Annotated in this window: 21 protein-coding genes and 1 pseudogene; 12 read left to right on the forward strand and 10 right to left on the reverse strand. The window is 37.6% G+C overall.

Going from position 1 to position 20,807, the window contains the following annotated elements; genetic code table 11:
* Positions 1-60: 60 nt before the first annotated feature.
* The gene (gene mscL, locus MUW56_RS18280) at positions 61-441 is read right to left on the reverse strand and encodes a large conductance mechanosensitive channel protein MscL (RefSeq protein ID WP_292014531.1); all 381 of its coding nucleotides are present in this window, start codon (positions 439-441) and stop codon (positions 61-63) included.
* A 229-nt stretch (positions 442-670) separates the two neighbouring features.
* Here mscL and MUW56_RS18285 point away from each other — a divergent pair, with 229 nt between their 5' ends.
* Complete coding sequence (locus MUW56_RS18285) at positions 671-1,681, forward strand: NAD(P)H-hydrate epimerase (protein WP_292014532.1); 1,011 nt, start codon at positions 671-673, stop codon at positions 1,679-1,681.
* A gap of 17 nt (positions 1,682-1,698) precedes the next feature.
* Positions 1,699-2,187, forward strand: coding sequence for an ADP/ATP-dependent (S)-NAD(P)H-hydrate dehydratase (locus MUW56_RS18290; RefSeq protein ID WP_292014533.1), 489 nt, complete (start codon positions 1,699-1,701; stop codon positions 2,185-2,187).
* A 136-nt stretch (positions 2,188-2,323) separates the two neighbouring features.
* On the opposite strand, the gene lgt is transcribed toward MUW56_RS18290, so the two are convergent.
* Entirely contained in the window at positions 2,324-3,172 is an 849-nt protein-coding gene (gene lgt / locus MUW56_RS18295) for a prolipoprotein diacylglyceryl transferase (protein WP_292015440.1), read from the reverse strand.
* 442 nt (positions 3,173-3,614) lie between these two features.
* Positions 3,615-3,866 (reverse strand): membrane protein insertion efficiency factor YidD, encoded by a 252-nt coding sequence (gene yidD, locus MUW56_RS18300; RefSeq protein WP_292014534.1) that lies wholly within the window; start codon positions 3,864-3,866, stop codon positions 3,615-3,617.
* Positions 3,867-3,970: 104 nt separating this feature from the next.
* Between yidD and MUW56_RS18305 the strand changes: the two genes are divergently transcribed.
* The gene (locus MUW56_RS18305; RefSeq protein WP_292014535.1) at positions 3,971-5,248 is read left to right on the forward strand and encodes a replication-associated recombination protein A; all 1,278 of its coding nucleotides are present in this window, start codon (positions 3,971-3,973) and stop codon (positions 5,246-5,248) included.
* Positions 5,249-5,298: 50 nt separating this feature from the next.
* Here the strand turns inward: MUW56_RS18305 and MUW56_RS18310 are convergent, their stop codons facing one another.
* The 5 genes from MUW56_RS18310 to MUW56_RS18330 all read right to left on the reverse strand — a co-directional run bounded on the left by MUW56_RS18310 (position 5,299) and on the right by MUW56_RS18330 (position 10,654).
* Entirely contained in the window at positions 5,299-5,733 is a 435-nt protein-coding gene (locus MUW56_RS18310; protein ID WP_292014536.1) for a hypothetical protein, read from the reverse strand.
* A gap of 103 nt (positions 5,734-5,836) precedes the next feature.
* Positions 5,837-8,071, reverse strand: coding sequence for a DUF2339 domain-containing protein (locus MUW56_RS18315; protein ID WP_292014537.1), 2,235 nt, complete (start codon positions 8,069-8,071; stop codon positions 5,837-5,839).
* Between the two features lie 111 nt (positions 8,072-8,182).
* A complete protein-coding gene (locus MUW56_RS18320) occupies positions 8,183-8,890 on the reverse strand; it encodes a hypothetical protein (protein WP_292014538.1) in 708 nt (235 codons plus the stop codon).
* Positions 8,891-9,253: 363 nt separating this feature from the next.
* Positions 9,254-10,102 (reverse strand): prephenate dehydratase, encoded by an 849-nt coding sequence (gene pheA, locus MUW56_RS18325; protein ID WP_292015441.1) that lies wholly within the window; start codon positions 10,100-10,102, stop codon positions 9,254-9,256.
* Positions 10,103-10,228: 126 nt separating this feature from the next.
* On the reverse strand, positions 10,229-10,654 hold the full coding sequence (locus tag MUW56_RS18330) for a thioesterase family protein (RefSeq protein ID WP_292014539.1): 426 nt from the start codon (positions 10,652-10,654) through the stop codon (positions 10,229-10,231).
* Between the two features lie 136 nt (positions 10,655-10,790).
* Between MUW56_RS18330 and dnaA the strand changes: the two are divergent.
* From dnaA to MUW56_RS18355, 5 genes and pseudogenes are all read left to right on the forward strand, one after another.
* Positions 10,791-12,244 (forward strand): annotated as a pseudogene (dnaA, locus tag MUW56_RS18335) (chromosomal replication initiator protein DnaA).
* A gap of 107 nt (positions 12,245-12,351) precedes the next feature.
* Positions 12,352-12,807, forward strand: a complete 456-nt coding sequence (locus MUW56_RS18340) for a low molecular weight protein-tyrosine-phosphatase (RefSeq protein ID WP_292014540.1) — start codon at positions 12,352-12,354, stop codon at positions 12,805-12,807.
* Positions 12,804-13,304, forward strand: a complete 501-nt coding sequence (locus MUW56_RS18345) for a nuclear transport factor 2 family protein (RefSeq protein ID WP_292014541.1) — start codon at positions 12,804-12,806, stop codon at positions 13,302-13,304. Before MUW56_RS18340 ends, MUW56_RS18345 begins: the two co-directional genes overlap by 4 nt.
* Before the next feature lie 4 nt (positions 13,305-13,308).
* Positions 13,309-14,007, forward strand: a complete 699-nt coding sequence (locus MUW56_RS18350) for an SAM-dependent methyltransferase (protein ID WP_292014542.1) — start codon at positions 13,309-13,311, stop codon at positions 14,005-14,007.
* A gap of 276 nt (positions 14,008-14,283) precedes the next feature.
* Positions 14,284-14,661: a hypothetical protein gene (locus MUW56_RS18355; protein WP_292014543.1), complete on the forward strand. Its 378-nt coding sequence runs from the start codon at positions 14,284-14,286 to the stop codon at positions 14,659-14,661.
* Positions 14,662-14,753: 92 nt separating this feature from the next.
* On the opposite strand, the gene MUW56_RS18360 is transcribed toward MUW56_RS18355, so the two are convergent.
* Positions 14,754-15,614 (reverse strand): DUF4349 domain-containing protein, encoded by an 861-nt coding sequence (locus tag MUW56_RS18360; RefSeq protein WP_292014544.1) that lies wholly within the window; start codon positions 15,612-15,614, stop codon positions 14,754-14,756.
* 138 nt (positions 15,615-15,752) lie between these two features.
* On the opposite strand from MUW56_RS18360, the gene MUW56_RS18365 reads away from it, so the two are divergent.
* A complete protein-coding gene (locus MUW56_RS18365) occupies positions 15,753-16,820 on the forward strand; it encodes a DUF2891 domain-containing protein (RefSeq protein ID WP_292014545.1) in 1,068 nt (355 codons plus the stop codon).
* Here MUW56_RS18365 and MUW56_RS18370 read toward each other — a convergent pair.
* Positions 16,817-17,290: a DUF962 domain-containing protein gene (locus tag MUW56_RS18370; protein WP_292014546.1), complete on the reverse strand. Its 474-nt coding sequence runs from the start codon at positions 17,288-17,290 to the stop codon at positions 16,817-16,819. The two genes, MUW56_RS18365 and MUW56_RS18370, sit on opposite strands and share 4 nt — an antisense overlap.
* Before the next feature lie 74 nt (positions 17,291-17,364).
* On the opposite strand from MUW56_RS18370, the gene MUW56_RS18375 reads away from it, so the two are divergent.
* The 3 genes from MUW56_RS18375 to MUW56_RS18385 all read left to right on the forward strand — a co-directional run bounded on the left by MUW56_RS18375 (position 17,365) and on the right by MUW56_RS18385 (position 20,746).
* On the forward strand, positions 17,365-18,210 hold the full coding sequence (locus MUW56_RS18375; protein ID WP_292014547.1) for an AraC family transcriptional regulator: 846 nt from the start codon (positions 17,365-17,367) through the stop codon (positions 18,208-18,210).
* Between the two features lie 89 nt (positions 18,211-18,299).
* Positions 18,300-19,610 (forward strand): TolC family protein, encoded by a 1,311-nt coding sequence (locus MUW56_RS18380; protein WP_292014548.1) that lies wholly within the window; start codon positions 18,300-18,302, stop codon positions 19,608-19,610.
* Between the two features lie 23 nt (positions 19,611-19,633).
* Positions 19,634-20,746 carry an HlyD family secretion protein gene (locus MUW56_RS18385; RefSeq protein WP_292014549.1) on the forward strand — a complete coding sequence of 371 codons (1,113 nt, stop codon included), beginning with the start codon at positions 19,634-19,636 and terminating at the stop codon, positions 20,744-20,746.
* Positions 20,747-20,807: the final 61 nt, after the last annotated feature.

The raw sequence follows: 20,807 nt of genomic DNA on the forward strand, positions 1-20,807 counted from the left end.
TAAAAAAGCATCTCAGTCTATCTGAGATGCTTTTTTATGTATAACTCTTGAGGGGGAAGATTACATAGTATTCTTGCTTCTCAATAGATCTCTGATTTCGGCCAATAATTTTTGGTCTTCTGTAGGTCCTGCAGGAGCCGGATCTTCTTTTCTGCTGATTTTGTTGGCGCCTTTAATGATCCAGAAAAGAACCAGTGCGATACACAGGAAGCTGATCACTGCTGAAAGAAAATTTCCATAAGCCACCCCATTCCAGGTAAGTTTAGCAATGTTTTCTGCACCGGCAGCTTTTAAGGCAGGGTTTAAGATGAGCGGGGTAATGACATCTTCAACCAAAGAGGAAACAATTTTACCAAATGCTGCCCCGATGATAACACCGACAGCCAGATCAAGTACGTTGCCTTTAAAAGCAAACGCTTTAAATTCTTTGACAAATCCCATAATTTATATTTTTAAGTATATACACAAAAATATAATTTAAAAATGTAAAAAACACTACTTTTTAGACTTTTTATCTCAAAAAAATGGAAATTATTAATAAATTTAGCTTTTTTTTTGTTTTTTGAAAAAAACTTTTTTTTATTCTTTTTTTTCGATTTATAATTTTATATCAGGCATATCGAGGTAATGAAAAATCTTTTGTAATTTGCTTAAAAGTTTAATACATTTTATGAAGATTTTTACTGCGGAACAAATACGAAACTGGGATCAGTTTACCATTTCTCATGAGCCTGTCTCTTCAGTTCAGTTAATGGAAAGAGCCGCTATGGCTGTGACAGGCTGGATTGCTGAGAATTGTAAGAATCATAAGAAACTGGCTGTATTTTGCGGCCATGGGAATAATGGAGGTGATGGATTTGTTGTTGCCAGAATGCTTTATTTAAAAGGCTTTGATGTGGATGTATTCGTTCGCGATCCGAAAGGGAAATTTTCAACTGAGGCGGCTGTCAATCTTAAAAGACTTCGGGATTTCTCAGGGATTTCTGTAAAGAAATTTAATGAAGCTGATGAGTATAACTTTGATGATAAAACAATCATCATTGATGCTCTTTTTGGGACCGGCCTGTCGAGGTCTTTGGAGGGTGAATACAAACTCATTATTGATCAGCTCAATATAAAAGAGAATATTATCATTTCGATTGATGTTCCTTCAGGAATGTTTACCGACCATATTGCAGGGCCTGAAGCTGTGGTTCTGAAGGCTGATTACACCCTTAGCCTTCAAGGCTGGAAAAGAAGCTTCCTGCATCCTGAATCCGGCCAGTATACCGGTAAAGTGATTATTCTGGATATCAATCTGGATAAACAGTATTATGAAACGGCAGAAACTGGGTATTTCGTTATTGATGACCTGTTGATCAATGCCGTTTATAAACCAAGAAAAGAATTTTCCCATAAAGGAAATTACGGGAAAGCAGTTATTATAGGCGGAAGCTATGGGAAAATAGGAGCTGCAGTGCTTTCTGCAAAGTCAGCGTTAAAGACCGGAGTCGGATTAACTTTTATCCTGGCTCCTGAATGTGGTTATGAGGTGCTGCAGGCTTCATGTCCGGAAGCTATGTTTATAAAAGGAGGTGATGCGTTTGTAGAAAACTTTGAAATAGATCAGGATATGACCTGTGGGATAGGCCCCGGATTAGGTACTCATCCGGATACTGAAGAAAATTTTTACAATTTCTGAAAAACCATTCTCATCCATTGGTTTTGGATGCAGATGCTTTAAACATCGTTTCAAAGCATCAGAAAAACATTAGATCCGTTCCTCAGCAATCAATTATCACGCCGCATCCTAAAGAATTTGAAAGGCTCTTCGGAAGTACCGAAAACTCCTACCAAAGACTGGATCTTGCTTGTAAAAAAGCAGCGGAACTTCACATTTATATTGTCTTAAAAGATCACCATACCCAGGTTATTACTCCTGAAGGAAAAGTATATTATAATATTACAGGCAATTCAGGTCTTGCAAAAGGAGGAAGCGGCGATATCCTTACAGGAGCGGTAACTTCACTTTTAGCACAGGGATATTCACAAGAAGAAGCGTGTATTTTAGGCGTTTGGCTGCACGGAAAAGCGGCAGAATACGCTTCGGAAAAGCATTCCAGAGAATCCGTGCTTCCTACGGACGTCATTGATGCGTTTGGAAGTGTTTTTAATGAGCTGAACAGGAGGACTTTTAAAAGTCTGTGAGGAGGCTCAATATATTCAGAAAGTGAAAAAGGCAAATAGGGATCATTACCTATTTGCCTTTTTATATTGTAAAAGCAAGGACTTCTAAGCGTTTGGCTTTGCAGTCTTTACCTTTGTAAGCTTTCGCTATTAGGATCTATTCAGGTTTTCCGTTCTCTTCGGGAGTGATCTTAAATTTCTTGGAAACAATCATAATAATAACTCCTGCGATCATAAACGGAATGGAAAGTACCTGTCCGGTATTCAGTCCTCCGATTTGGATGAACTCATCCCCCTGAGGTTCTTTCAGGAACTCAACAAAGAATCTGATCGCCCAAAGGATGATAAAGAATAGTCCGAATAACCATCCCTGCTGGTATTTTTTATCTGTTTTTCTGTATAAAACCCATAACAAAACGAATAAGGCTACATAGCCTGCCGCTTCAAACAACTGGCTTGGAAAACGGGGAACGGTAAGTCCGTATTCGCTGCTTTGCTGAGGGAAAAGAAGGGCAAACGGAGAGTTTGGATCAGCAGGTTTCCCTACGATTTCAGAATTGAAGAAATTTCCCATTCTTACAAATGCACCTCCCAATGCGACTACAATACCCAACCGGTCATATACCCAAAAAGGATTTTTCTTAATGATTTTAAATGAATAGTACAGAGTGGTTAATATTAAAGCAATGGTAGCTCCATGACTGGCAAGTCCTGAAAAGCCGGTGAATTTAAAACCGTTTTTCGTGCTGATAGGTAAAAATACACTCCAGAAATCCTCTTTAAAAAGCTCAGGCTGATAAAAAATAACATGCCCTAATCTTGCTCCAAGGATAGTTCCAATCAACGTCCATGTGAAAAGGGGTTCCAGATATTTCTGATTAACATTGTCGATTTTAAAGATTCTGGTCATTAAAATATATCCGAACCCAAATGCAAATACAAACATCAGGCTGTAAAAGTGCAGGGTAACGGGACCTAATTTAATTCCTTTGGAAGGATCCCAAATCTTAAATGGCGTTTCAAGTTCTACGGTATCAGAAGCACTAATGGGCTTAGCCGATTTTACAGCATATTTGAAATGAGTAATATTATCCTGGGTAACAGGAGTATCAATCAGTTTAAAGTCTTTATCAAAAAGCTGATACTTTGAATTTTTAAATTTTGCCAAAGTTGCCGCACTGAAATTATAATAAGCCGGCTCAAAGTTCGATTCATTAAAGATGACCAAAACATTGTTGTTGATCGCTCTGTCCGGAAAAGCGCCGAGGTCACTAACTTCTGTTGTGGAATAGATTTTTACAGGAACATTGTTTCCGTTTACTTCTAATGTACCGTCAGATAAACCTCCGGGATATTCCTGTGCAAAAACACATTGTGCAACGAAGGCAAACATGACAAGGTAAATTCTGAAAAAGATATTACTCATTTCTATTGGTTTAATAGTTTGTTTATTGATTGTTATACTTGGGTGGAACGGGATCATATCCGCATCCTCCCCAGGGGTGGCATCTTAAAATTCTTTTGAATCCCAGCCAGAATCCTTTAAAAATACCATGAACCTTCAGAGCTTCCAGCATATAATTGGAGCAAGTAGGTTCGTAACGGCAGTTTTTAGGGAGTAAGGGCGAGATGAACCATTGGTAAAATTTTATCAAAATTACCAAAGGAAATGTAATGATTTTATGGAATGTAAGTTTCAAAACAATGCAAAAATAGGCTAAAAAAATTAAAATTAGTTTAATTTTGTTAGAAGTTTCAGAGATCTGAAACCTGAAGTATTGATCTTAAAAAAAATAAAATTACCTTGAATCAAAATATTCCATTAGCTGAAAAATTAAGACCTAAAACCCTGGACGAGGTGCTGGGGCAGGAACATCTTACCGGCGAAAAAGGGACCATCCGGAAAATGCTTGAAAATAATACCCTGAATTCTCTGATTTTTTGGGGACCTCCGGGAACAGGAAAGACGACCCTGGCGGAAATTATATCCGAAAAGTCAGGGAGAAAGTTTTATAAGCTGTCAGCTGTTTCTTCGGGGGTAAAAGATGTAAGGGATGTGATTGATGATGCCAAAAAAGCGAATCTGTTCTCAGGAAAATCTCCCATTTTATTTATAGATGAGATCCACCGTTTCAATAAGTCCCAACAGGATTCATTGCTGCATGCGGTGGAAAAAGGATGGATTGTATTGATAGGCGCGACTACGGAAAACCCAAGTTTTGAAGTTGTCTCTGCTTTGCTTTCAAGAAGCCAGGTGTATGTTTTGAAGGCGTTGAGCTATGAAAAGCTGGAAGAGCTGATTGATACCGCTTCTGAAAGATACAATAAAGATGAAGGAACCGATTTTAAAATTCTTGAAAAAGAGGCTTTGATCCAGTATTCAGGAGGAGATGCCAGGAAGCTGATCAATTCCGTAGAATTGGTTTTAAATCAATATAAGAATTCAAAAGTCAAAGAAATCATAAATGCTGATGTTCTTGAGGTCCTTCAGGAGACCATGGCGCTCTACGATAAGAATGGAGAACAGCATTACGATATTATTTCGGCCTTTATCAAATCAATGCGCGGGAGTGATCCTAACGGTGCCGTTTATTGGCTTGCCAGAATGATTGCCGGAGGTGAAGACATCAAATTTATTGCCAGAAGGATGCTTATTCTGGCAGCGGAAGATATCGGATTGGCCAATCCTAATGCTTTGGTAATCGCCAATAATTGTTTCCAGGCGGTCAACGTGATCGGAAATCCGGAGGCAAGGATCATCTTAAGTGAAACAGCTGTTTATCTTGCCGTCTCTCCTAAGAGCAATTCTGCATACATGGCTATTAATGAAGCACTGGCATTGGTAAAACGGACCGGAAATTTACCGGTGCCTCTTCATTTGAGAAATGCTCCTACCAAATTGATGAAGGATCTGGATTACGGTAAAGAATATAAATATGCCCATTCCTATGAAGGCAACTTTATAGATCAGGATTTTCTTCCTGAGGAAATAAAAAATGTAAAGCTTTATGAGCCCGGAAATAATTCCACAGAAAAGAAAATTTATGAAGAACTGAAGAAAAAATGGAACAATAAATATTAAAATAAAAAAAGGATACTCATGGTATCCTTTTATAATATGTTACGGGCAAGTTACCTCGTGGTATAAATAAATAAACTTTTCTTGCCGTTATAATCTTTTACTTCTGATCTTGTCAGAATATCTCCGTATATAACGGTATTGGTATCTGTGAATTCATATCCTTCGATGAATGCAGGAGTATCTTTTGGGATACCATGTTGCTCATTCAGGGAGGCCAATGATATTCTGTCTAATCCTCCATAACCGTTTTTGATCTTATATTCAGTGATCCCGTTTGAGAATATAGAGCTGTATTTTTTCAGGTTCTGGGGAAGACTCGCTGAACTGGGGTATGTTTTTGAGCTTTGTACAATGCTTTTTCTTGCATTAAACATATCTACTGTCCCGATAACATCATTAGCAACAGCAAATTTTATTGCGGTGTTTTTTTGTGCAAATAAAGTTGCAGATGACAGGAGTAAAAAAGAGTAGAGTATTTTTTTCATAATCAGAATATATAACTGTTAAAAACGTGATAAATATAGTTATTTTTTATAAAATGTGAATGAAATTTCAGAATGTTTTACATTTTATTTAGAAATAAAGGGTTTAGTCGGAAGATAGATCTGTCTCTTCCTTATGGGGATCTTTTTTGTCTACCATATTTCTAATGATATTTTTAAGACGCTGGAAGGTGAATGAGCTTACTAATAAAATAACTCCCAGCAGAATAAATGCAATCACCCTAGAAATGTTATCCATCTGCCAGACGTCATGAGCATAAAGTTTGAGAACCATGATCCCGATAAGGACAAATCCAATTTTATTATACTCCTGAATATCTTTTTTTAATCCCACATACATGAAAATGCTGGCTAAAAGAGTCCAGATAATAGGTAAATAAAGAATATTGAAATGTTCTCTTATCGGATATGAATGAGGAACATCACGGGCAGCGACCAGTACGTAAGAATGATGAAGCCCACAGCTGACTGCAATGATCAGAGTAAGGGCAAAGATCCAGTAAGAAATCTTTGTTTTATGAAAATCTGAAGAAAGAATCACATTGACATAGATATAAATAAAAGGAATCCACTGAAGGAAATGAAGCAGATAAAAACCAGCCTGAAGCTTCTTTGATAGAATAATCATGACCACTGATAAGGTGGAGATGGATGAATTAACGATCAGAAGAAGAAGAAAAAGATAAATAAGTCCGGTCTGAAGAGTAGGGCTGATATCCAGTTTTTTTCTGAAAAGCAATACTATAAAAATATAATAAATACTGAATAATAATCCGGCATTGACAACGGCTTCCCAAGGCATTCTCGAAAGATGATAGATCATTTCAGAGACTAAAGCAATGTAAATCATTCCGTAGCTGGTAACGGTAATGAGTTCTTCAGGTAAACTGCTGCTTTGTTTTTGGTGATTCTGAGTACCTTTTAGTAAGAACAGATTGATAACCATTGAAATAATAGTGACGAGGCTTGTTAAAAATACCGGATTAAAAATGATGCTCAGATTTTGGGCATTCATATATTCAGTCCATGTAATGATTTGGGCAATAATGACCAACGGAAAAAGAACATAGAAACAGTTTTTAAAAATTGTATGACCGGTTTTTTTCCAGATAAAAAGAAGTAAAGTCGCTTCTACAGCCCATACACTGGTCATGAGATGTGCTTTAAACTGAAGCGCTATTGCTATGGTAATCAGGCTTACCGTTATCCCGGCAAAAACAGAATAAGCAGTTCCAAAATTTTTCTTTCCGTATTCCCTGAAAAAAAACAAGGCATTTATCAGGGCAAAAGTGGCCGGGAAAACAATGACCGGTTCATATTTCAGTTCATTGAAAATATAAACAAGCCCGGTAATGCTGGAAAAGTTGATTAAGGCGAGCATTAAAATGCCGGAAATCTGTAATGTATTCTTTTTGAAATAGTCCTGCAGTGCAAAAATATAAAAGATGATATAACTGATCATATAAAATACAATGCACAGAAGTTCCGGTTTCTCTGTAGTCCAGGAGAATAGGTAGAGGCTGGTGAAAATAAAGGCTGTCCATCCTACACTTCTCCAATGTTGAAGGAAGGCGGTGGCAAGCATTCCTATATTTAAAAGGCTGATGTAAATAAAGAGGAAAAGATAATTGCTTTGTCCGGTACTGATCATTAAAGGAGCTGAAAAGCCTCCTAATAATGAGAAAATAATCAATACTTCACTTTTATAGTAGTAAGAAAGAGCAATAGACACTGCGGTAATGAGTGTTGTAATGAGGAATGCCGTATTCTGTGTGAAAAGATGGTATTCTCTAAAGGCGATGGTTGCGGTAAAATATAAAACGGCAATTCCTCCACCGGTAATGATTGAAGCAAATGTTGCATAGTTTTTTCTTAGAAAATGTCCTGTGAGAATGATTCCGAGTCCTGTGCAGAGTCCGATGGCTGTTCGGGCTGTTTCACCGATCCAGTTTTTATCAATAGCATACTTTACAAAATATCCTATGCCGAGAACAAGGGTGAAAATACCAATAATAGTGAGTGCATTCTGTTTTAAAAAATCGAAAACAGGGCCCAGCCAGTCTTTTTGTGTTTGAAAGGGAATATCTTCGGGAAGGGTATAAGCTGCTTTTTTTGTAGAGAGGATCTCATCTGGAGGAGTCTGTGGAATCGTTTTTTCAACAGAAACTTCTTCTTGTGCTACTCCTGATTGTTGTGAGGTCTCATGAATTGCTGAGGTAAGATCCGAAACCTTTTTCTCCAGTTTTCTGATTTTGGTACTCAGGTTATTAAATATGAGAACAACAATAATGATTAATACAATGATGAGATATTCATTCATTTCATAGTTTTATATCAAATATAGACAAATGTTTGAAAACATATTAAAAAATTAATCCACCACAAATCATGTGATGGATCAACTGTATAAATAACTAACAATATGTTTTTACTAATTGGATATTTTGTAGATATAGAATGTAGCAACACTGGCTCCTAACAGACCTGCGTCCAATGCTGTTGACCCTGTAAGTCCGAATGAAATTTTATCTCCAGCCTGGAATGAGTATAATGAATTAACTGTTGTTTCAGAGATGGTTAAGCTTAATAAGATAAGGTTGGCTCCACTGAACGGACGGTTGTCAATAGTAGTTGCTACCCCTGCTCTGGTTCTCACAATTCCAACTCCCGGGTTGTTTGCTAATATGGAAGCCTGTAATCCTGTTCCGTAACGGAAAGTAAAGCTTACAGCATAGACCCCCGCAGACGGAATTGTATAGGTGTTGTCTGTATCGCTGAACAAACTCGCAGATCCGATGGTTCTTTCAGCGGCCAGGAAGTTAACAGCTCTAAACCCTGAAGGGAAAAGCCCAAGGCTTAAAAGGCTGATTCCAGTGGTCTTTTTAGCAGCATACACGGTGGAATTGGTATTTGCGGCAGCATATATTAACAGAGGGTCAATACTGGATACCTCTGAGTTTGCGCTATTGATACCTAGTATTTGGTATCCTGCTATTGCAGGGGCTGCAGGAGTGGTACGAACCTTTGCGTTTCCGTTTATGTCTAATGTTGCAGTCGGTGTAGCAGTATTAATGCCAACTTGGGCAAATAGGGATAAAGTGGAACAAGCTAAGAGTAAGCTGTAAATTTTAGTTTTCATGATCGAATTTTTTTAATTAGTTTCTGGATTTTCGTGAAGAATAAAAATATGCTATGATTTGTGAATTACATAAATTTAATATTAATTAAATTGTAATTTATTAAACATATGTTTATATTTCATTTTAATACATTTCATAATTTGGTTACGGTTTGTTATTCTTTAATTTTCAATGAATCAAATTTAGTAAAAATATATTATGTCTCGTTGTTTTGAATTGTATTTTTTTAACTTAAATCATTAATTGGGATTATGAAATAGCTATAATATTGATAAATAGGCTGTTATTGTTATTTAAATTAAAAAAAAAACACTGCCGTAATGACAGTGTAAATAAATTAGGGAGCTTTATATTGTAAAATTCTAGCTTTCCAGGAGAAATTCTTTATAATTGCCCAGAAAATCGACTTCTGCGTGAATAGATTCAAGTTCTTTAAGTGCATTTCCATGCAGGATCTCTTCCCATGCACCTACAACGTTGATAAAGAAAAAGTAATTGCCCAATCCCGTTTTTAACGTCCTGGATTCAATTTTGCTGAGATTCATCTTTCTCCATGCAAAAACGGACAAAACTTGATGAAGTCCCCCAGGATGATCTTCGGGAAGTGTGATCAGCATCCCTGATTTTTCACCCAAAGTCTCAAGGCGGTCATTGTGGTATTGGTTCTGTTGTTTGGAAATAATGATAAACCGGGTATGGTTTTGTTCAAAATCCTGGATGTTACGGCTGATGATTTTTAAACCATATAAATTAGCGGCATACTGGTTGGCAACGGCTGCAATGGTAAGTTCCTGATTTTCAGAAACGTATTTTGCAGCGGCGGCGGTAGAGGAAAAGTCCTGTTTGGCGATTCCTTTATAATGGTTATCCAAGAAGTGAAAGCTCTGGGCTAAAGCTTGCGGATGTGAGTATATTTTTTCTATATCTTCAATCCTGTTTTCGGGATGGATCATCAGGTGATGCGCAATGGGCATTACGGCTTCCGCTTCTATTTTGATAGAAGGGGTCTTATATAAATAGTCCAGTGTCATCGAAACGGTCCCTTCTATGGAGTTTTCCAAAGGAACGACCGCTTGTGCCACTTCTCCGCTTTCCACAGCACTGAAACAGTCTAAAATACTGGCCTGCGGTAAAAGTTGGTCTTCCGGAAAAAGCTGTGCCGCCGCAAGCTGAGTAAAGCTGGCATGAGGGCCCAAAAATGCAATCTTCATCATATTGATAGGTAAGATAGGGGTTAAATTGAATTGCAAAGGTGCAAATTAATTCAGAAACAGAGAAGGGCAGATGTCAGGAAGCAGGGAATAGTTGATCGTTTCATTCTTGATCCCTGCGAGTTATTATCTTTCACCTTCTTCTGATTCCCAGCTGGCTTCAATACACTCCAGTAAAAAGTCAGGACATTTGATTATTTTACCGGTTTTTACATCCAAAAAGAATAAAGTAGTGGAAGCTTCTGTAATTTTAATATGCTCCTCATTGTAAATTTCATATTCAAATTCAATTCTTACGCCCGGAGTTTTTTTTATAAATGTATGAATCTCTAATTTTTGATCATATAAAGCAGGACGGATATATTTAATTTTATATTCCGAAACCGGGAGCCAAATTCCTTGGTTTTCAATTTCATCGTATGAAATTCCTATGCTTCTTAAGAGCTCCACTCTTCCTACTTCAAAGTACTCCGCATAGTTGCCATAGTATACATATTTCATAGGATCTGTTTCTCCGTAACGTACTCGTATTGAGTGTGTTGTGTGTATCATTTTTAACTCTAAATTATACATACAAATATATTTTTAAATAATCAATACCCGCAATATTTTTTTAAAAAGAAAAAATTGGACCTTTGTCCTCCTTCTAAAAAACATTACTAACAAACAATTAATCAGGGGCCCAAATATGGACGAAAATTTAATGATGATATGGCAGAGGTGTCTTCAGTTCATGCGTGATAATTTAAACGCTGCTGAGGATGATTCTGATTTGAAAAAGCTTGAAAAATCTTTCGACCTGTTATTTGATAAAGTACAGCCACTTTCCTTGGTTGATAACAACCTTACATTAATTGTTCCCAGTGATTTCTATAAAGAATATATAGAAGATAATTATTTGTCACTTCTTTCAGCAGCCCTGAAAAAAATATTGGTAAAGGAGTGAAATTATGGTATTCTGTAATGGAAAACAGACCAAGCGGTCTGGAAAAACCTGTTACTATGAATATGAAAGGCAAAAGTGTTCCTACTCCAAAAGTTCAGGAAACAATGCCGCAAGGATTTTCTTCCAATATTGTAAACCCTTTTGTAGTTCCCGGAATTAAAAAGGTGAACATTGATTCCAACCTGAAGGCGGATTTCTCGTTTGATAATTATGTAGAAGGAGAGAGCAACAAATTTGCGGCTACCGTAGCAAGATCAATTGCAAAAAGACCCGGAGCTACAGCATTTAACCCATTATTCTTATATGGAGGATATGGAGTGGGGAAAACCCATTTAGGGCAGGCAGTAGGTCTTGAAGTAAAAAACCAGTTCCCGGACAAGGTGGTGCTGTATTTATCTTCTGAGAAATTTATCCAGCAGTTTATTTCTGCGGCTAAAGCACACAAGCAGACAGAATTTGCCAACTTTTACCAAATGGTGGACGTACTGATTATCGATGATATCCAGTTCTTATCTGGAAAATCAGCTACTCAGGACAGCTTCTTCCATATTTTTGATCATCTGCATCAAAACGGTAAGCAGATCATCCTTACCTCTGATAAAGCTCCGGCAGATATTATGGATATTCAGGACAGGATTGTTTCCCGCTTCAAATGGGGACTTTCTGCAGAAATTAAATCTCCGGATCTAAACACCCGTAAAAAAATTATTGAGAATAAACTAAGCCGCGACGGAATCGTTCTTCCTGATGATATGCTTGAGTTCCTTGCATCAGAAGCTAAAACAAATGTAAGAGAGCTTATCGGTATTATCAACTCTGTAATTGCTTATTCTACGATTTATAAAACAGATCTAAGCTTAGAACTTTTAAAAGAAACCATTAACAGAATTGCTGCCAACCAAAAGAAGATTATCAATATTCCTTATATTCAGGAAGTGGTATGCGACTATTTTGGAATCAAAAAAGAACAGCTGCTATCAAAGACAAGGAAAAGAGAAATCGCCCTTCCAAGACAGCTGGCAATGTATTTCTCAAAAGAATTTACCAATTCCACATTCAGCAAGATTGGTGAAGAAATGGGAGGTAAAGATCACTCTACGGTAATGTATGCTTGCGATACCATTAAAGATGTATCAAAAATTGATAAAGAAGTAAAGAAGTACGTAAAAGATCTTACAGAAAGAATCAAACAGTAAAAATAATAGTTTAGTTGACATAATGAAAATGAAGAATAGCTTTTATTCTTCATTTTTTATTTAGTTTTGTTAAGGTAAAGAAATCTCTAATATTTCAAAAAAAGAATATGAAAATATTGATGGTGTGTTTAGGGAATATATGCAGAAGCCCTTTAGCAGAAGGGATTATGAAATCAAAAGTTCCTGAAAATTTTCTGGTAGACTCTGCAGGAACCATTTCCATGCATGAAGGAGAGCATCCTGACAAAAGAGCTGTAAAAACTGCCTCTGGCCATGGCATTGACATTTCCAGACAACGGTCAAGACCTATCACCAAAGCTGATTTTGAAAATTTTGATAAGATTTACTGTATGGACATTGATGTTTATGAAGAGGTAGTGTCCCAAGCTAAAAATGAAGCTGAACGCCGGAAAGTATCCTTGTTTTTAGAGCCGGCAGGAGATTATAAAAATGCAGAAGTTCCGGATCCGTATTGGGGTGATATGAAAGACTTTGAAGAGGTTTTTCAACTGCTGGATAAGGGCTGTGATGCCATTAGAAAACAAATACTTCAGTCATCATGAAAAAGCTGTGGCTGTTACTATTAGTTAGTTTTAGTTTTTCCTTTGCCCAAACAAAGGATGAAATAGAGATCCGTAAAGTAATGGACGATTTTATGAGATGTATTACAACCAGGAATGAAGCTCAATTTTTATCGCTGTTTCAGGAGCCTGTCCTTTGGACCGGAATTTATACAGAAAGAAGCCAGGCAAAGCGGCTCGAAAAAAGTCCTGCGGCGAACTCTTATTTTACAGATGATTACAAAGACTTTATCCGAAATTTCAAAGATGATAAATCTGAAGAAAAATTTGACAATATCAAAATAATTGAAGACGGGTCCATTGCCTCTGCCAATTTTGACTACAGTTTTTGGTATGACGGTAAAATGGAAAACTGGGGAAAAGAAATCTGGACTCTGATGAAGGTCAACGGAGCCTGGAAAATAACTTCTGTCAGCTTTTCTATGGATCTTACCCAATATTTTCCCCAACCTACATTAAACGAAAGAACTAAAAAATAATACAATGCTTTTTTTACTCCCAGCTTATTTATCAGAAAATACACCTGTTACTCATTTTTCACCTGTTGTAAAGGATTATATCATGCAGACGGATTATTTCTTTGTGGAAAATGAAAAAACGGCAAGAAAGGTCGTTAAGTTTTTTGCTCCGGAGAAGAAACAGGCGGACCTGAAACTTTTTCTGTTGGATAAATATACCGAGAATGCTGATGTTAAAGAGGCACAGGATCTGATGCTGAAAGGGCAGGATTTTGGACTGCTTTCAGAAGCCGGGCTGCCTTGTATAGCAGATCCGGGGAATCTGATTGTAAAATGGTGTCATGAGAAGAATATCAGAGTTATCCCGGTTTCAGGACCTTCCTCTATTATTCTGGCTTTGATTTCCAGTGGTTTTAATGGACAGGAATTTACCTTCCACGGGTACCTTCCCATTGATAAGGGAGAAAAGAAAAAGCAGATCCAGCAGCTGGAAAGCCTAGTACAGAAAACCGGCTATTCCCAGATTTTTATGGAAACACCTTATCGTAACAATCAGCTGTTGGAAGACTTAACGAAATTCTTAGCTCCGAATACAAAGCTGTGTATTGCTGCCAATATCAATGATCCTGAGCATGAATTTATTAAAACAAAAACAATAAAAGACTGGCAAAAGCAAAAGCCGGAACTCCATAAGATTCCTGCAGTATTCGTGCTTGGAAAATAATATGACATCCGGGAGCCAATAGGTACTGGATAAATGATAAGTGTTTTGCAGACTGTCATTGCAAGCAAAGCGGAGCCATCTCAATTTAAATACCCTTATCTATTTATAGATCCCTTACTGTTTGAAAATTTCAGGTATTAAGGGATTTGTAATATTTAATATTCAGCTTTAACTGATAATAATATTTATATTTTTAACCAAAATATTTAACAGCCCTTAACGTTCCCTTTGCATCATTCTTGTTTTTTAACCGGCATAACCTTAAAAAAATAAATCATGTCTGATAAAAAATTAGCAGGAATATGGATTGATACAGAAAAAGCGGTTGTCGTGAAAAATCATGATGCTCAAAACGTTTCTGAATTTTTTCTCTGCAAGCCCGTAAAGGCAGAAATACAGTATGGAAATTCCAGTGAAAACGCAGCTAATAATGCTGAAATTACGAATAGGAATAAGTTTTTTAAAGAAGTTGAACATTTATTGACCAATACCCAGGAAGTCTACATAACCGGACCGGGAGTTGCCCAGGAAGAACTGAAACATTTTCTTCATGATACGGCTCAGTTCAGGGATCTGAAGATAACGCTGGGAACGTCACAGAAGATGCCTGATGAACAGGTTTTGGAAACGGTTAAAGATCATTTTAATGTTTAAATTGTGATAATGCAGTAAAAATCCGGACATCAAAAGTGTCCGGATTTTTAGGATTTCAAGTATGATTTAATTACAGACTGGGTTATCCGGGTTTACTTCTTTTCCCGTGTCTTCCATTTTCTCCAAAGGAAAACAATAAAGGGAACCAACAAAAAGAAGGGCCATAGAGAAATTACTCCAAGGAAAAAGCTTACAAAACTGTTCCATCCTTCCGTTAAAGAATCTATGAACCGGCTTCCAAAACCTATTTTAGACGTAGCTGAGCTTCTTACTTTTTCTTTATATAAGCTCAATTCTAACGTGCTGTAATTCACCCGGTCATCAATAAAACGAAGCCTTCCTTCCGCTATATCAATTTCATCTTCTAATTCCCGGATATTCTCCTGTATTTCCAATATATCTTTCGTGGTAGCAGCGTTTTTAAGCATATCACGATACTTTTCCAGATAAATTTTCTTGTTGGCTAGTTTTATCGAAATATCCGTATATTCTTCAGTAACGTCATTGGATGAAATGTTTTTGGAAAGAATAGAGCCGATACCATCTGAAAATGAATTAACAAGCGCTTCAAAACTCTTATGAGGAACACGGATTGTGAGATTCAGGTTATCATCCGTATCTGTATTTTGAAATTGCTCCTTTTGGATATAGGCATTGTTTTTCTTTACAATACCGTTGACCTGATTGTGTGCTTTTCTGATATCTCCTACCTGGATTCTCATCTCTCCGTTTTTGATAATTTTTCTTGAGATCGTATCCGTTTTTTTAGGCTCATGGGAGGTCTTGGCTGATATTTTTTGAACTTCAGCAGGTGGAGGAGAAGGAAGTGTATTAGAAATGGCTTTATCCTCATGGACTTCCATCAGATCGGCATTGAGTGGCTGCTTATCTGTACCGGATTTGCTGCAGTTTATCAGAATAATACAGAATAATGGTAATAATAGATTTTTCATGAATAGTTTTTGGTGAATATGATCAAAAAGTATGCTTGAATTGTTTACGGTTTAAAAAATAACGCTGTGTATGTTATAAATGATGCTTTAATTCCCACAAAAGTTGTACGGAGTTTGAATTATTTTTACTTTTAATACATGAAAAAAAGTCTTTTAGCATTTGCATTCTCGCCATTTCTCATCTATGCCCAGGAAGTTCCGAAACTTACGGACGACATGGCGATGAAATTATCAGATAAGCCGCTTCATTGTATCAATCAGGAATATCCTAATAAAACAGCCCATATCATTAATAATGCCGGAGAAGTTCCTTTGACTCCGAAAGACCTTCATCCTGCTTTTTACGGATGTTTTGACTGGCACAGCTCTGTTCATGGACATTGGATGCTTACCCGGCTGCTGAAAACAAAACCCAACTTATCCAATGCAAAAGACATTGAAAAAATCCTCGATGAATCCTTTCAAAAAGATAAATTACAGGCAGAAGCCGACTATTTTACAAAATATCAGCTGACGGGAACTTTTGAAAGAACATACGGCTGGGCATGGATATTAAAACTGGATGAAGAACTGACCGCCTGGGATCACCCAAAAGCCAGAATATGGCACCAAAATCTGAAACCTTTAACCGATCAGATCCTGAGATCCTGGAAAACTTATCTTCCTAAACAGACCTATCCGAACAGAACGGGAGTGCATCCCAATACTGCTTTTGCCATGTCTTTTGCCATAGACTGGGCAAGGGCCAATAAAGATAAAGAATTTGAACATCAGCTGATAGAGAAGGCTCAGTACTTTTTCTTAAAAGAACAGAAAACACCCGCTTATTTAGAACCGGACGGTTCAGACTTCTTCTCACCAAGCCTTGAGATCGCAGACCTGATGCGGAGGGTACTTCCTCAGAAAGAATTTGTACAGTGGCTGAGCCGTTTCTATGAAAAGAGAAGTCTTGAAAATGTAGAAAAAATACCTGTTGTAAGTGATCTTAGCGATTATCAGACAGTTCACCTGGTTGGATTGTCTTTTTCAAAAGCATGGTGTATGAAAGGGATTGCGAAAGCACTTCCGGATCACCACCCATTGAAAAAAGATTTCCGGAAAACAGCCAATGTATTCTTAACGAATGGACTGCCTTTGTTATTTCAGGGAAATTATGGAGGCGATCACTGGCTGGCAAGTTTTGCGGTCTATGCGCTGGAAGATTAATATCTGATCCCTGTTTTTTTGAGAATAAAGCTTAAGAGCCAGATGGGGCCTACCAGTAAAAACTGGAGGTCCTTAAGAAAAGAAGGCCTTTTCCCCTCAATTTTATGCCCTATAAACTGGAAAATCCATGTAATGATAAAAACAGCGAGGTAAATCATCCATGACTGTTTTCCAAAATGAATATTGGTGAGGTAAATAAAATGCTCCATAATAAGCATCATAAAGATCATGATACCGCTGATGAGTAAGGAAAGTCGCAGATAAAATAGGGTGATAAGCAGTACAGTGATCAGGCTGACAATACTGATGCAGCCAAAATAGGAACTGCAGAAATGGGGCGCCGGAATCAGGGCTATAAAGCCCAGAATAGTCCAGAAAATCAACGGTACACAGATCCAGTGGATAAATTTGTTGGTTGCATTTCTATGGCTCTTGCTATACTCCGCAAATAATAAATCAACCTTTCTCATAGTCATAGTGAATTTGGTAAATGCTAAAATAATAAAATTTTGTAATCACTGGTAAGATTGCTTACATTTGTGTTATGTCTGCCTTAGAAAAGTTCGGAGTTGAAATTTTTACGCAACGTAATATTTTCGAGAGAATTGCTGTCGATAAACCATTCCGTCCCGATAATCCTGCATTTATTTTTATTAAATCAGGAACCATAAAGCTTAGACAGCATTTCAATGACCTTGAGCTTACCGCTAATATGTTTATGGTCACTGACCCTCAGACCATTTACGAAGTGGTGGCAGTGAGTGACGACTTCCAGTCCAGGATGGTTTCCTATAAAAGGGAATTTATTTCAGCCCTGTCATTGAAATTTAACCGTTTGATTACTTACCGTTATTTCAGGCAACAGATGAATAAGGGAGTTCCTTTTCCGGAGAGTGAAATGGAAGTGGTCTGGAAAAGTGTTAATTTTTTGAAATATATTCTTGATTCTGAAACGGAAATGCTGTATAAAAAGGAAATGGTGGAACATCTTTTCTCTGTTTTCTGCTATCAGATGGCGGGAATCATCTCCAAGGAAGATAACAGTTCTATGAACCACATGTCCAGGCAGGAAGAGATTGTTTTCGTTTTTCTTACCGATCTTGCAGAGTATCATCTTACGGAAAGAACCGTAGAGTTTTATGCGGAACGACAATCGATTACAACCAGACATCTTTCATCGGTGGTAAAGTCTATCACGGGAAAGTCCGCCAGTCAAATCATTGCGGTCATTGTAATCAATGAAGCAAAAGTGCTTTTAAACTCTTCTAATAAACCGGTTTCAGAGGTTTCTTCTATCCTTGGATTCAGTGATCAGTACTCATTTTCCCACTTTTTTAAAAAGCATCTGGAAGTAAGTCCTACCCAGTATAGACATCAGTTTGAAAACTAAAATCTTACATTTGAACATCTTTTTCCAAGTATCAAACATTTGATTGATTTTGTTGTTGTCCTAACTTTGCATCTGTAAAACAAGGTACAATGACAAAGAAAATAAAAACAGCACTATCATTATTGATAGCAGCTTTTCCTGCGCTGTTTTTTTCGCAACAAATTAAACAGATGACCGCAGGTGAGGTTGCTGAAATGGCAGTCCAACATCATCAGCAGTTAAAAGTCTCTGCTCAGAATATTGACATCGCTAAACAGAATACGAATGTTGTAAAACTTCAGAAACTGCCTGCCATTACGGCTTCTACAAGCCAGTTCTACCTGGGTGATGCAGTAGCTGTTGATAAGGACTTTTCAAACTCTACAAAAATTCCGATGCCTCATTATGGAAGCTCTTATGCCGTGCAGGCAACACAGCTGATCTTCAAAGGAGGATTGGTCAATAAGTCGATTGAAATGGCTGGGCTTCGTGAACAGCTTTCGGAGCTTGATCTGGAAAAGAACAAACAGGATGTGAAATTCCTGGTCATCTCCAATTATCTGGATATATACAAAATCATAAACCAGGAGGAAGTATTTCAAAACAACAGAAAACTGGCTCAGGAGCGTCTTAAAAATATCCAGAAGTTCTACCAGCAGGGTATGGTAACCAGAAATGAGGTGATTCGTGGCGAACTTGCTATTAAAAACCTGGATCAGGGAATTCTGACCCTTTCAAATAATAAAAAAATCCTTAATTATAATTTAAATATTGCTTTAGGTCTCTCTTCTGACACTGAAATAGTTCCTACTGAAAGCTTGGAAAATAAAGAATCAGGTATCGGAATGGACTATTATATGAACCTTGCTCATGACAGTAATCCCATGTTGAGATCAGCAATGAAAAACAGGGATATCGCTGATAAGAATATCGAAATTATAAAAACGGATAATATGCCGACGGTGGCCGGATTTGGAGGATATACCTTACAAAGACCGGTTACGACAAGGAATCCTGTTTTGGATATGTATTCAGGAGGATGGCAGACCGGCGTTTCCCTCAGTTATAATATAGACACGCTGTATAAGACAAAAGAAAAAGTAAAACTGGGTGAACTGCAAAAGAACCAGGCAGGTGATGCCATGACTCTGGTACAGCAAAATGTAGATATGGGAGTGAATGCTGCGTATACCAAATACCAGGAAGCTATCCAGCAGGCAGACATCCTGAATGATTCCAAAAGACTGGCTGAAGAAAACTATAAGATCACAGAAGCCAAATATCTGAACCAATTGGCCGTGCAGGCAGAAATGATTGATGCGCAGAACCAGAAACTGCAGTCGGAGCTTGATTATGCCAACGCAGAGATCAATGTCCTGTATCAATATTATAATCTGTTGAAATCTACCGGAACGCTTTAATCTTAAAACTGAAAATCAAGACAATGGAAAACAAGGAACAAACTACTCAAAATACAACTCAATCTCCGGCAAGAACAAGCGGAGAAGGGAAAAAAAAGCAGAATAAGAAAAATAAAATCAGAGCCATTATTTCCAATATCATCGTTTTCCTGGTGATCGGATTTGGTTTGTTCTGGTTGATACGGGAATATTTCCATATTGGGAATAAAACCTATACGGAAGCGGCACAGGTTGAAGAATTTATCAATCCGATCAATACCAGGGTTTCAGCTTATATTAAAGAGATCAAATTTATTGAACACCAAAAGGTGAAAAAAGGAGATACATTGGTGGTTCTTGATAACCGTGAGATTCTAACCCAGCTGGGGCAGGCTGAGGCGGCTTATCAGAATGCAATGGCTCAGAAAACGGCAACAAGCTCTTCTGTGAATACGGTTTCCAATAATATCAATGTTATGGAATCCAATATTGCCGGTGCGAAGGCAAGACTTTGGAATGCTGAACAGAATTTAAACCGATATAAAAACCTCTTGTCAGCTGAAGCTGTGACAAGGCAGCAGTATGACCAGGTAAAAACAGAATATGATGCTCAAAAAGCAGCTTATGAAACATTAGTCAACCAAAAGCAGTCAGCAAACCTTTCCACCACTGAAGTGAAAAGCAAATTGGGAATCAACGATGCGGAGATCAAAAGAACAAAATCTGCATTGGATATGGCCAGGATCAACCTTTCGTATACCGTAATCACTGCTCCTTATGACGGGGTGATGGGAAGAAGGACAATCTCTGAAGGCCAGCTGATACAACCGGGTCAGCAGGTGGCTACCATCGTATTGAACGGCCAGAAATGGGTAACAGCCAATTTCCTGGAAAGCCAGATGCCTCATATCAAGGTAGGAGAGAAAATGACAATGACAGCAGATGCATTAGGCGGACAGAAATTTGAAGGGGTGGTAACAGCCGTTTCTGCAGCTACCGGATCAAGATATTCAAGTGTGCCGACAGATAATTCTACCGGAAATTTTATCAAAGTACAGCAGAGAATTCCTGTAAGAATAGAGTTTACAGCTGCCAATAAAAAAGAAAACTTGGATAAACTGAGTGCCGGAATGAATATGAATGTGAATATTAATTAAGACTTAAAAGATATGAGATGTCAGATGTCAGACCCTATGTTGAATGAAATACTGAAGATGA

This window comes from Chryseobacterium sp. (assembly GCF_022869225.1).
GTDB lineage: Bacteria > Bacteroidota > Bacteroidia > Flavobacteriales > Weeksellaceae > Chryseobacterium.

Excerpts from the sequence above, each read along its gene's own strand:
- mscL (WP_292014531.1), bottom strand. The coding sequence starts at position 441 with ATGGGATTTGTCAAAGAATTTAAAGCGTTTGCTTTTAAAGGCAACGTA.
- MUW56_RS18285 (WP_292014532.1), top strand. The coding sequence starts at position 671 with ATGAAGATTTTTACTGCGGAACAAATACGAAACTGGGATCAGTTTACC.
- MUW56_RS18310 (WP_292014536.1), bottom strand. The coding sequence starts at position 5,733 with ATGAAAAAAATACTCTACTCTTTTTTACTCCTGTCATCTGCAACTTTA.
- MUW56_RS18315 (WP_292014537.1), bottom strand. The coding sequence starts at position 8,071 with ATGAATGAATATCTCATCATTGTATTAATCATTATTGTTGTTCTCATA.
- MUW56_RS18320 (WP_292014538.1), bottom strand. The coding sequence starts at position 8,890 with ATGAAAACTAAAATTTACAGCTTACTCTTAGCTTGTTCCACTTTATCC.
- pheA (WP_292015441.1), bottom strand. The coding sequence starts at position 10,102 with ATGAAGATTGCATTTTTGGGCCCTCATGCCAGCTTTACTCAGCTTGCG.
- MUW56_RS18330 (WP_292014539.1), bottom strand. The coding sequence starts at position 10,654 with ATGATACACACAACACACTCAATACGAGTACGTTACGGAGAAACAGAT.
- MUW56_RS18340 (WP_292014540.1), top strand. The coding sequence starts at position 12,352 with ATGAAAATATTGATGGTGTGTTTAGGGAATATATGCAGAAGCCCTTTA.
- MUW56_RS18345 (WP_292014541.1), top strand. The coding sequence starts at position 12,804 with ATGAAAAAGCTGTGGCTGTTACTATTAGTTAGTTTTAGTTTTTCCTTT.
- MUW56_RS18350 (WP_292014542.1), top strand. The coding sequence starts at position 13,309 with ATGCTTTTTTTACTCCCAGCTTATTTATCAGAAAATACACCTGTTACT.
- MUW56_RS18355 (WP_292014543.1), top strand. The coding sequence starts at position 14,284 with ATGTCTGATAAAAAATTAGCAGGAATATGGATTGATACAGAAAAAGCG.
- MUW56_RS18360 (WP_292014544.1), bottom strand. The coding sequence starts at position 15,614 with ATGAAAAATCTATTATTACCATTATTCTGTATTATTCTGATAAACTGC.
- MUW56_RS18365 (WP_292014545.1), top strand. The coding sequence starts at position 15,753 with ATGAAAAAAAGTCTTTTAGCATTTGCATTCTCGCCATTTCTCATCTAT.
- MUW56_RS18370 (WP_292014546.1), bottom strand. The coding sequence starts at position 17,290 with ATGAGAAAGGTTGATTTATTATTTGCGGAGTATAGCAAGAGCCATAGA.
- MUW56_RS18375 (WP_292014547.1), top strand. The coding sequence starts at position 17,365 with ATGTCTGCCTTAGAAAAGTTCGGAGTTGAAATTTTTACGCAACGTAAT.
- MUW56_RS18380 (WP_292014548.1), top strand. The coding sequence starts at position 18,300 with ATGACAAAGAAAATAAAAACAGCACTATCATTATTGATAGCAGCTTTT.
- MUW56_RS18385 (WP_292014549.1), top strand. The coding sequence starts at position 19,634 with ATGGAAAACAAGGAACAAACTACTCAAAATACAACTCAATCTCCGGCA.